General features: G+C 56.9%; 9 protein-coding genes. 8 read left to right on the top strand and 1 reads right to left on the bottom strand.

The features are described from left to right. The first annotated feature begins 406 nt into the window (after positions 1-406). The 8 genes from DID96_RS36815 (at position 407) to DID96_RS36780 (ending at position 10,925) form a co-directional block, all read left to right on the top strand. The gene (locus DID96_RS36815; protein WP_124604134.1) at positions 407-676 is read left to right on the top strand and encodes a type II toxin-antitoxin system ParD family antitoxin; all 270 of its coding nucleotides are present in this window, start codon (positions 407-409) and stop codon (positions 674-676) included. Continuing rightward, positions 673-996: a type II toxin-antitoxin system RelE/ParE family toxin gene (locus tag DID96_RS36810; RefSeq protein ID WP_124604133.1), complete on the top strand. Its 324-nt coding sequence runs from the start codon at positions 673-675 to the stop codon at positions 994-996. Before DID96_RS36815 ends, DID96_RS36810 begins: the two co-directional genes overlap by 4 nt. Before the next feature lie 704 nt (positions 997-1,700). Beyond that, the gene (locus tag DID96_RS36805; protein ID WP_124604131.1) at positions 1,701-2,972 is read left to right on the top strand and encodes an ATP/GTP-binding protein; all 1,272 of its coding nucleotides are present in this window, start codon (positions 1,701-1,703) and stop codon (positions 2,970-2,972) included. Continuing rightward, positions 2,962-3,618: an RloB family protein gene (locus tag DID96_RS36800; protein WP_124604128.1), complete on the top strand. Its 657-nt coding sequence runs from the start codon at positions 2,962-2,964 to the stop codon at positions 3,616-3,618. Before DID96_RS36805 ends, DID96_RS36800 begins: the two co-directional genes overlap by 11 nt. A 445-nt stretch (positions 3,619-4,063) precedes the next feature. Continuing rightward, complete coding sequence (locus DID96_RS36795; protein ID WP_124604126.1) at positions 4,064-4,738, top strand: hypothetical protein; 675 nt, start codon at positions 4,064-4,066, stop codon at positions 4,736-4,738. 625 nt (positions 4,739-5,363) lie between these two features. Beyond that, on the top strand, positions 5,364-6,530 hold the full coding sequence (locus DID96_RS36790) for a dsDNA nuclease domain-containing protein (protein WP_185732489.1): 1,167 nt from the start codon (positions 5,364-5,366) through the stop codon (positions 6,528-6,530). A gap of 33 nt (positions 6,531-6,563) precedes the next feature. Continuing rightward, a complete protein-coding gene (locus tag DID96_RS36785) occupies positions 6,564-8,270 on the top strand; it encodes a hypothetical protein (RefSeq protein WP_124604122.1) in 1,707 nt (568 codons plus the stop codon). Between the two features lie 225 nt (positions 8,271-8,495). Beyond that, positions 8,496-10,925: a hypothetical protein gene (locus DID96_RS36780; RefSeq protein WP_124604120.1), complete on the top strand. Its 2,430-nt coding sequence runs from the start codon at positions 8,496-8,498 to the stop codon at positions 10,923-10,925. On the opposite strand, the gene DID96_RS36775 is transcribed toward DID96_RS36780, so the two are convergent. Next, positions 10,910-11,029 (bottom strand): IS4 family transposase (locus DID96_RS36775; protein WP_148094511.1); only part of this gene is annotated, 120 nt, incomplete at its 5' end. The genes DID96_RS36780 and DID96_RS36775 overlap by 16 nt on opposite strands.

Genomic DNA, 11,029 nt, shown 5'->3' with positions numbered 1-11,029 from the left:
CCTTGCCCGGCAAGACGGATTCGATTCGTGCCCATACTTCATCGCTCAGTAATGTTCGAATCATCTTGACCTGCTCGCGCAAAAGACAAGATGTAAACACATTTCATCGAATGTAAACAGACCCTAGTCAGTATGACTCCCGTGAGGTAGGGGCTGGCCTGCCGTGAGGAATCAAACGCGGGTTAGCATTGCTGCCAGAGCCGCACGATGTGGGCGGCGCCACACCCAGCGATTTCCACCACGGAGGCCAGCATGGAACACGATAGCACGCTGTACGTGAGGGTCCACGAGCGACGCCGGCGCTGTATCGCGCGGTACTGACCTCAGTCCGCCCGGCAAACCACAGTCCGTGACGCCGCGGCGAGGATGGAGTAGGATTAAATCCTATTGGATGAGGAGGGTCGCCATGCGCACCACCCAGCAAATGAGCATCACGCTCCCGAACGAGATGGCCGACGGCGTGCGGCAGCGGGTCGCCAGCGGCGCCTATGCGACCGAGTCGGAAGTGATCCGTGACGCGCTGCGCGCGCTCGCGGCACGCGACCGGGCAGTCGACGCGTGGCTGCGCGAGACGGTCGTGCCGGCGGCCGATGCGCTCGACGCGGATCCGACGCGCGCGCTGTCAGCGGCCGACGTCCGCGCATCGCTCGCCAAACGCCGGGCGTCGTCGCGTTGAGCGGCCCCGACTACCACGTCGTATTCTCCCCGGAGGCGCACGACCAACTGGCCGCGCTCGAGGACGCGATCGGGGCCGCCGTCGCGCCGCGCACCGCAGCCGAATACGTCGACGCGATCGTCACCTTCTGCGAGCAACTCTCGCGGTTCCCGGCCCGCGGCGTGCCGCGCGACGACCTGCTCGCTGGCCTGCGCGTCACGCATTACCGCGGTCGTACCGTGATCGCGTATCGGATAAGCGGCGACCAGGTCGCGATCCTCGGCGTCTACTACGGCGGCCAGGATTACGTCGCGGATTTTCGTGCCAGTTTCGACGATTGAGCCGCCGACGCAAGCTCGCGAAGTACGATGCGCGGCTCATGGGAGTCCTTACGGTGACTGGCGGATACCGGTAAGACACTGACGACGTCTTACCAGCCGCGCCACTCCATTCTCGCGTCCGGCCGATCGTCCGCCGGGACTTTGCACGTACAAAGGTGACGGCTTTGGTTACACGCGCATTGCCGACCCGTTAATCACGACGCCCACGGCAGTCACCTCAAAATGGATGCGACCCCAAAACATTGATAGATATACTTATGTCAAATTTAAGCCCATACGTTCGCGATGTGGGCCCTGATCGCTCTGTTTAGTGCAGAGCCGAAACCACCGTCACTTCTCCGTCCGCCCATTATTTGGCTGCTGCGTACCGGACGACACGTTCCCGCTGGAAAATCTCAGCCCGACACCATTAACCACGTCCTGCGAGCGTCGCTCATAAGGTGCTCCGTTCAAAACGGGTCACTTTCGGCCTCGCGAATACCGTTGGCGCACGGTGGCGCTGCTTACAAGCAAGCCGGCGCTCGGCGCTCGGCGCTCGGCGCTCGGCGCTCGGCGCTCGTCAATTTACGGCGACTTCATTTGCCTCCCTTCTCGGCCTGGCATGTCCGCCATGCAAGATAGCTTCCCAGATTCGCCAGTAGCCAAATTTAAGTTGAATTTTTGCACAATTAGTGCAAAATATCATCCTAAACAAGGAGGCGACCATGTTAGTCGAATTTCGCGTCCGAAACTTCCGCTCGATTCGGGATGACATGTATCTGAGCATGGCTGCAAGCGCGGACAAGGAAAAACGGGAGTCGAATACGGCTCCTTCAGGTACGGCGAGCGTTCCAGATCTTCTGCGGTCTGCGGCCATCTATGGGCCGAACGCGAGCGGGAAGTCGGCGCTTGTCGGGGCTATGCAGCTCGCCCAGTCAGTGGTCGCAACGTCGGCGACCCTCATGCCGGGGCAGCCGCTCACCCATTTGCCCTTCAAACTCGACCCCGAATACGCTTCCGCACCCACGGAATTCGAATTTACCTTCGTACTTGGCGGAAGCCGCTACCAATACGGTTTTTCAGCGACGGCAGCTGGGATCGCCGAAGAATGGCTGCTGGTCTACAAGACTCACCGGCCGCAGATATGGTTTGAGCGTGCGTATAACGCCGCGGCGAACGCCGACGAGTACAAGTTTGGCGCTTCGCTGAGTGGCCCGAAGAAGGTCTGGCAGGACGCTACGCGGCGCAATGCTCTCTTCCTGTCCACTGCAGCCCAGTTGAACAGCGAAAGCCTTTTTCCCGTGTATGACTGGATCGTCCGGAAGCTGTTCATTATCGCTGCTGGAATGCAGCCGGCGTTTGACCAGTCGACGGCATGGATATCTGAGACGGAACGCAAGCAGATACTGTTGAAATTCTTGGGGTCAGCAGACGTCGGAATCTCGGATCTGGGACTTGAGGGGCGTCAATTGCGGCGTGTTGCTCTCGACCTCCGCAGTGACCGAACTGAGCACGCTGTCTCCGAATCGGAAGTTCAGTTTCCGGTATTCACGCACAAGGGGCCCAAGGGGGAAGGAACGCTGCAGATCGAAGAGGAATCGACTGGAACACAACGACTGTTCGCATTTGCCGCTCCAGTCATCGAATCTCTGCAGATCGGTCGCAGTATTGTCGTCGACGAGCTTGACGGAAGTCTGCACACCCACATCGTGCGCTTCTTGGTCGATCTGTTTCACCATCGGCCGCCCGAAAGCCGTCATCCTGCGCAGCTCATATTCACTACCCACGACACGGCACTGCTCGACGCGGAGATCTTCCGGCGCGATCAGATCTGGTTGATGGAGAAAGGACGCGATCAGGCCAGCACGCTGATGGCGCTTACGGACTTCTCGCCTCGAAAGAATGAAGCGCTCGAGCGCGGTTATCTCCAAGGGCGTTATGGAGCGTTGCCAATAACGATGGACTTCCAGCTCGAGGAGCATGAACTTGGCGCGTGATGATCATCCGCGTCACCGCCGCGCGCGCAGGATCGAGCGAAAAGCTGCACGACGGGAGGCATTCGAACGGATTCTCATTGTCACTGAAGGCGAAAAGACGGAAGTCAACTACTTCGAGGAAATCCGACGGGAGTACCGCTTGCCATCGGCCGCCGTCCATGTATGCCCCGCCGACGGGACGAATCCGCTGCAAGTCGTCAACTACGCACTCGATTTCTGCCAGAAGACTTGTCAATGGGAGCGCGTATTCGCGGTCATAGACCGCGATGACCACGCTCAGTATGACGAGGCATTGCGGCGCGCGGCAGAGCATAACGGCACTATTACGAACGATGAAAAGCAGCCGATCGCATTTCAGGCGATCCCGTCAAACCCCTGTTTCGAGTTGTGGCCGCTCCTCCATTTTCAGCGCTCTGAAGCACACATCCACCGCGACGATGTCGTTCGGTTGCTCTCCGGTTACATCAACGGTTATCAGAAAGGGAAGCGCGGATTGTTCGCAGCGACACATCGTGGACTAGAGGCTGCATACATGAACGCTCAACTGCTACGTCAGCGTTTGGAGCGGCCGGCGCAGAATCCGTCGACCGACGTCGACATTCTGGTTCGCGTGCTCACGACGCTTCGCAATGACGCGCTCGGCTGATGCGTTTGCCAAACCACTGCGGGCTTGCGTTCGAGAAGATCGGCAACGCACGCGCTGCCCTTCGGCCTGATGCGGACCAGCGTCCGCCACCCGTGGGGTGGTCGCTAGATCCAATGATTCGCATGAAGCCGCGCGGTCGGCCGAACCTTGCCGATCGTCCCGAGGTAGAACAGCCCTTCCCATAAGCGGCAGCAGGCGGTCCCATCGCCACCGTCCGGACCAATGTCGTCACGCAGTCCGACTACGAAGCGAGGCGGCCATAAACTTTTGTCGGGTCCTCCCTTGGAACTGGGCGGACGAGTGCCGCGGTTCGCCCAGGTCTGTCAAGATGTGCGTCAGCCCAACTGAAGTGCCTGTGGCGAAAACACACACCGCATTTTTTGCCCCGAATACTTCGCAAACGATTGCTTATACTCTGTGCACCTCTTTGTCCGAGGCACATCGCATGTGGCAGGAATCGCTTCAATTTCTTCAACGACTTAGCTGGAACACCCCATTGAGTCTGGCGCTGGCATCAGGGGCAGTCGGCTCAGTAATAACGCTCGCGTGGATCTCAGCAAGGGACGCCAGGGTGCGCAAGCGTCAGCGACGCGACGCTGCGTTGGAACTCGCATTGTCGCTGGAAAGTTACGCTCGAACCTGTCGGACAATGATGCATAAGGCCGCTTGGGCGGCAGCGGTGCCGGTCGGCCCGATGAGCTCCGATGTCAGCAAGGGCGTGTCCATCCCCGCCTTTGCCTATCCAGACAAGCTGCACTGGCATGTTCTGAGCCGCAGGGTGATCTCCGAACTGCGCGAGTACCCGGCCACGGTGCACTCGACCCGAGAATACGTGGAGGCATTTCGGGAATTCGGTGAACCAATAGACCTTTGTGATCAGGTTGAGTACGAGTGTGCTAAGGCTGCGAGCGACGCCTTAGCGCTGGCTCGGGCCACGCGCCGCCGGCACGGAGCAGCGACGTGGAAACCGGGTGCCAAAGATTCAGCCATAGAGCGCGAATTATCCGAGTTCATCAAGAGCGCCGAAGAAAAGCGCAAAGCGTTGCTCGAGCGACGACCGGAGTTCACGGTGGGCCGTCGAGCTGACGCACAGCCGTTCAAACAACCGCTAAGCGCCTGACACCTGGACGAGACAAGCGGGCGCCCAATCTGTCGGGCGCGTCGCGCCTCCCTCCTCGCGCACAAGGCAACGCGGCTGCAATGGCGGCTTCTGAGATCCCGCGGGTCTACGCGGCATGATGGCGAACGCCCTGCACTTGGCCAACCTGGACGTTCCAGTGTCGGCGATGTTGAGGCGACTACAGGGCTTTCCAGACATTGGGAGCGCCGCCGCCGAGAGCGTTCGATGTCACCGCCAGCGAATGCGTGCTGTCGACCCGCAGCAGACGTTCACAAAGTCTGCATGAACGTCTGCTGCGGGCGGAAAGTGGAAGCGATTTTCAGCAAAGTTGATCCGAGTTACGTGCGCTGAAGAGCATAGACTTAACAGAACCGAAGTGATGGGACAAGTGTGCGCATCTGACTCTCGTGGCATATACGGCCTCGGGTACCTGTTGGTTCTGGTAAAATCACCGAAGGGCCTTTGCTCGCTTCTAAGTGAGGACACTAAGAGCATGAATCTCTCTCCCACATGGGGCTCGCTAATCGCATCAAGACTTTACACAGCGTAGGCCCTGTTCCATGGCGCTCTGCGCCAAAAAGCGAGAAGTTACTCCGCGCGAACGGAGGCAAATGGGGAGGGCATTTTGAGTGCGGCCAATGGTGCAACGGAGCTTTTGCTCGTCGCAAATAAATCTGAGTTGGCTGAGTCCGGTGGCGGACACGGCTCTAAGGGCGTTGACTTCCAACGCTGGTGGGCTGTATTCCGAATGTTGGAGTTAGAGCAAGCCAATGAGCCTGACTTTCTGCTTCTCTTCGAAGCCGTCCAAGACATAACTGAGCTGGACTCGAGCTCGTCACCGACCAAAGCTACTGTATATCAGGTCAAGAAGAAGGACAGCGGTACCTGGTCTTGGTCCGTTCTGACAGGCACAACCGCACCGAAGGCCCCAAAGTCGTCCAACGGCGCTAGGGCCGCGACGAAAAGCTCCCCGGACTTTTCCAAGGTTGCTGACTCCACCCTCGGAAAGCTCCACCGCAGTCTCAGCGCGTTCAGCTCGATGCCCGTGGTGGGGTACTTCATCTCGAACGCCGGATGCGATTTCCCACTGATATCCGGTGGCAGTGCAGCTACCTCAATGCCCTGCTCTCTCTCGGAGCTGGCGTTTGCCCACGCGCAGTTGCTCGTTGATGCGTTAAGCTCGCTGGGTGCCGCGGGCACACCGACGCCGGACCTGACGCGAATCAAACTGAAGAAGATTGCCATCCACCCGGACGATCCCAGCGCGCCCGCCATCGCGTCTGCGCTAGAGCTTCTGAAACAGCGCAGTCCGGAGCACGCTGCTCAGGCTGCCGCTTTTGTCGAATCGCTGGTCATGAAGATTTCTGCCCTCGGCCGACACACTGACACGTGCGTGACGTTCGACGAACTCGTGCACGAGCGCGGCTTCTCGCGTAGCGCATTCCTTGCTGCGCTCGGCTCGTTGCAGACAGTCCCTGACCGAAACGAACTGCTGAACCTTTGGTTGAATCAGCTTCAAGCAGAAGGCTCGGACTTCCGTACTATCACGTCGATTCGGGTTGCAGCCGCTCGCGTCGCGCGAGAGCGGCTTACGGGAGGAAACGACTTGTCTCGCGACATCGACGACTTCAGCGACAATTGGGTGGATGCGAACCCATGTGGGGCCACCCTGCGACCGTACCTCGCGGCGGCCCTTTCCGCGCTCAAGGCCACCTTCAGCGATCACCGCGATGATGAGCTGACAGCGCGCTTTGTCATGAGGGCAATAGCGAAATGCGTGGACCCGAACTAAGACTTCTCGTCCGTAGCCTGAGAACAAAAGACTATGCATCGCTTCCGATTCGAGAACATCTGGCTGCTCTCGCACCGCGAGAAAAAGGCGCGCCACGTGAAATTCCATCCGAGGAAGAACCTTCTTCGAGGCAGGAACCACACAGGCAAGACGACGTTGATTCGAAGTCTGTTTGAGACGCTCGGAGCGACACCCCACGGTGAGCTTGAATCCTGGGACGACAACGCAGCTTGCCTGCTCGAGTTTTCGGTCGACGGTGAGCATTATTTCGCCCTCCACCAGGACGGACGACGGGCGCTTTTCGACGCAGAGTTTAATCTCATCATCTCGACATCGAAGTTCGCGGAATGGTCGAAGCGATTCTGCGAGATAACGGACTTCAATCTCGTCTTCTCCGATAAGAGCGAGTCGAAGGTCGTGCCCGCGGACCCAGCGTGCTTCTTCCTTCCATTTTATGTGAATCAGGATGGAAGCTGGCAGTCGGAATGGAACACTTTCGATGGCATCAAACGCTTCAGTTCGCCCTTCGGCCCCATCCTCGAATACTTTTCCGGTGTCTGCCCGCCGGAGTACTACCGCGCGCGAGCGCAGAAATCACAAGATGCGAAGGTACTGGAAGAGCACCGTCGAGAGTATCGCTTGCTGGAACGAGCAATCGAGCGCTTCAGCAAGACAGTTCCGCTTGCCGGCCCCAAGGTTAATGCTGAGAACTTTGCCGCGGAAATTGCACAGCTCACCAAGGAAGTGAACGAGCTGAATACACGCCAGGAAAAGTTGCGAAGCGTTGCGGTAAGGGAACAGGAGCTGCTGTCAAGCCTCGACCATCAGATCCGTATGGCAGATGAGGCACTCGTGGCGTACGACAGAGACGCAAAGTACCTACGCGCGGAAGGTGCCGCTCCGCTCATCTGCCCAACCTGCCACGCTGAGCATGAGAAGCCTTTCTTGGACCTGCTGCTGTTCGCCGAGGATGCTCGTGTCCTTCGCGAACTCGCCGCGCGTCTGCGTGATGATGCAGCCGAAGTCCGGCGCCGGTGTCAAACGGTTTTCTCTGAACTCAACAATCTTAATGAGAATTACCTCCGTATCTCCCGCTTGCTGGACACTCGTAAGGGGGAACTTAAATTCCAGGACGTAGTTGGAAGCATAGGAGCCGAGGCCGCCTTCGCAGCGTTCGATGCTGAGCGAAGGCAGCTGCAATCAGCAATCGATGCAGCAGTACTCGCGGTAGACGCCCTTGACGAAAAAATGAAGGAGCTCCGCTCCGCAAAACGGACCAAATCGATCTTGACGGACTTTCGGGACTTCTATGCGGCCAGCCGCATCGCCCTTCAACTAAGGTCAGTGGATGTGTCGAAGATGAAGCTCACCGCCAGACCCGCGCTCTCCGGCAGCGGTGGTCCGCGTTCCATCCTCGCATACTACGCTGCGATCTGGCGCACGGTCCAAGGCGAAACGGGAACATACGACCTCCCCATCGTGATTGACTCGCCGAACCAGCAGGCGCAGGACGATATCAATCTTCCGGCCGTGCTCCAGTTCATCGCCGAGGATCTACCGGCAGACGTGCAGCTCATCGTCGGGCTGGAAACGCCAACAGATTACACCTTTGATCGAGAGCTTCACCTTGAGCACAAATTCGCAATGCTTCGCGATAACGAGTGGGAAGCGGCACAGCAAATGATGGAACCTTTACTTGAGAAGATGTATTCCACGATGCTGTCGCAGTCCACTAGATAAAGTGGAGCAACAAGCGCCGACCGATTTAGTCTTGTCTCTAGCAAAGATTGCCAGTAAGAGGCTAGTGTGGCGCTAGCCGTTCGGAATTTGTGTCCTTTCCGCGAGATATGACAGCCCCGATCCAGCCACAATCGTAAGCTTCTTAAAGAGGACCGTCACCTTGTTTTCATTGCGTGATATCGAGATGCAGGCACAACGCACATTTTCCGATAACGAGCGTGCCGCATGCGCGGCGTCGCTTTCGCAATGACGAAAAACGTCCAACCAATTACTTTCGTAACCAGCCCCACCGCAGAGTCTGAGATGCGAAGAAAACGCTTACCGCCAAAGCAAAAGCCCAAGAGTTCGTTCGAGTTACTCAGCAATCCACTTGCGAGGCTTTACCTTTCTGGCAGAGACTTCGAGCTACATGCCCGGAAGTTCCTGTTTCATTATGATGGACCAGATTTTAACGAGAGACTGACCACGTTTCTACGAGAGCCAAATTTCCGATCAACCTTCAACGCGTTTGGTCGCACTGTTGAGGCGCTTGGCGCCAAAATCCGCCTGCCTGATAACCTGCCGGTTGAGAGAACACTAGCAATATACAGTGCCGTCTTCAAAGACGAGGCCGTGGGGCTGAATCATTTTGCGAAACATCGGTCTGCCTTCGAAAGTGCCTTTCTTCAAGGGAAGTATGATCTGGCCGAGTCGATCCTCGAACAGGTGCGTGTCGAGCTGGGTGAGTCGCTGTGGTACATACGGCACCGAATGCTTGTTTTGGTTTACAGGGACAATCTGGACGAGTTGACCGTCTTCTGCGAGGAGATGAAGAGGCGCCAAGATAATAAGCTTATCAACTACCTTATCGAGCGACTTTACCTGCTCAACCAGAAAACACACACATCCAAGCATCTCAACGGCTTGCTCGTTTCTGAGGTGAAAGAGTTGCGACAGGCGACGTCTGGACCTTTCGCTGACTTTCTAGCGTTCACGTTCGCGCCAGATCCTCTCTTCCAGCGGACAGACTATCGCCGCTGCTTACCATGCTTCTCAATGTTATCCCTGGTCGATCAGTACTCGGCACTGGTCGACCTCGTACCACGCATCATCACGGAAGAAGGCGAGTACAAAGCGTCTGCCGACGAAACGCGATTGTCCGTCCGTTTCATGCATGACTTGGCAGTCCTAGTAGACGATCCGGCCATATGTGCTGTTGATAGCGCGAACTCAACTCACGCACGTGGTGTCGATGCGGTCGAGATGTCGCTTCTCACCGCATACGATCTGGGCCAATATCGTCAGGTTCTCGACTTATTCGGATCGCATGCTCATGAGATGAGCAATCCGACAACGTTCGTCAATATTCTGGCGAAGTGTCTGGCCTACGAGAAAGATACTTCCCTTGCTCCCGTGGGGCCGCTTGGCGAACTTGCCAGTAAGGTATCTGCCCTCTATACGCTGTCGGACCAACTTGCCAGTGTCTACGACGAGATTCTTGGTACCGTCATTAGATGCCGAGGGCTCACGCGGAACATCGATTTCCAGTTGATGGTCTACAAAGCGGCACCTTTCCGGTTTAATGCCACGGATTTGCGCTTCGCGGCGAGACTCGCTTCGTGCGGTGACGCGGTCGTAAGCCCTCTCGTATACAGAATGGCAGAGAACGACTCGCCAATGTCGCGCCATCTATTAGATGGGGCCGAATCTATTCCGGCAGTCGACTATCGGATTAAGAAGCGCGAGATCGCGAGATTGGCAAGTGAAGGCGCCACAGAGGAAATCATACTTGCGAAACTTGACGAGTTTCGTCGCGCGACACCGCTCCAAAAGGATTACTTTGAGTTGCTCGCCGAGTATCTGGTCTTCAGAAATGAAGCGCAACGGCTTGTTACGACCGCGGCACGCATTTTGGCGATTGAGCCGAACAGTTTCGTTTGCTTCCCAATGGAAAGTCTCATGCGGGAAATCGAGGCGGAGCGTTTGGCTTCAGTTGATGCTGTGATCGTCTGTTACTTCTATTCAAAGCACATATCATCAAAAAAAGATTATGTCCTCAATGAGGCATTCGAAGATTTTTTGTCATCCAGAGATGTCAGGATGCCGTCAGAGCTGTTCGACAATTTGGATGTCGGCGAGGCTCAATACAAGCTCTTCTTTGACAGGGTTTGCACTACCGACGTCATGGACTTCCTGTCGTGCTTCAAGAGCTCTAATGAGTTACGAGTTCAGAGACTTCTGATACTGGACCATCTGCAGGAGCGTGGCCTGGTCAAAGTCGAAGATCAATACCGTGAACTCACCGACTTACTGGGTCAGATCATCACCGAGGCAAGCACGACCGAGATCAACGGGAACAAGATTTTTGTCGATACCGATGCCATTCGCGCTAGCATGCTGGAAGAGGTGGACTCGCTCCTGTCAATCTACAAAATATCGGATGAACCAGACGGTGAAGGTTTTGTGCGTGCACCGAGTATCAGCGAAGAAGAGCGCAAAGTCGTCGCTGGCGATCGGAACACAACGCTATTCAAAATCATCACGCAGGTGCGACGAAAGTTCCTCATCGACGAAAAGCATGGGTTGGATAAGAATCTCAGCGCGGAGATTCGTCACGGGTTCTTTGAAAACCTGATGCGCTCCCGGCTTGAGGCATTCCATTACACACAAGTCTGATGCTCAATCTCGCGCATGTACCTGATGCCAGCAACGAAGTCCACTATTCGCTGCATGCCTAGCCAGATGGTTTTGACGCCAGGTTCGCCGTCGCCTTTGCGCGC

The sequence above is a fragment of the Burkholderia sp. Bp8963 genome (assembly GCF_003854275.1).
Lineage (GTDB): Bacteria > Pseudomonadota > Gammaproteobacteria > Burkholderiales > Burkholderiaceae > Burkholderia.
This window is presented reverse-complemented; position numbering and strand designations above follow the sequence as displayed.

Coding starts and splice junctions, on each gene's coding strand:
- DID96_RS36795 (WP_124604126.1), top strand. CDS start 4,064: ATGTGGCAGGAATCGCTTCAATTTCTTCAACGACTTAGCTGGAACACC.
- DID96_RS36815 (WP_124604134.1), top strand. CDS start 407: ATGCGCACCACCCAGCAAATGAGCATCACGCTCCCGAACGAGATGGCC.
- DID96_RS36805 (WP_124604131.1), top strand. CDS start 1,701: ATGTTAGTCGAATTTCGCGTCCGAAACTTCCGCTCGATTCGGGATGAC.
- DID96_RS36785 (WP_124604122.1), top strand. CDS start 6,564: ATGCATCGCTTCCGATTCGAGAACATCTGGCTGCTCTCGCACCGCGAG.
- DID96_RS36780 (WP_124604120.1), top strand. CDS start 8,496: ATGCGCGGCGTCGCTTTCGCAATGACGAAAAACGTCCAACCAATTACT.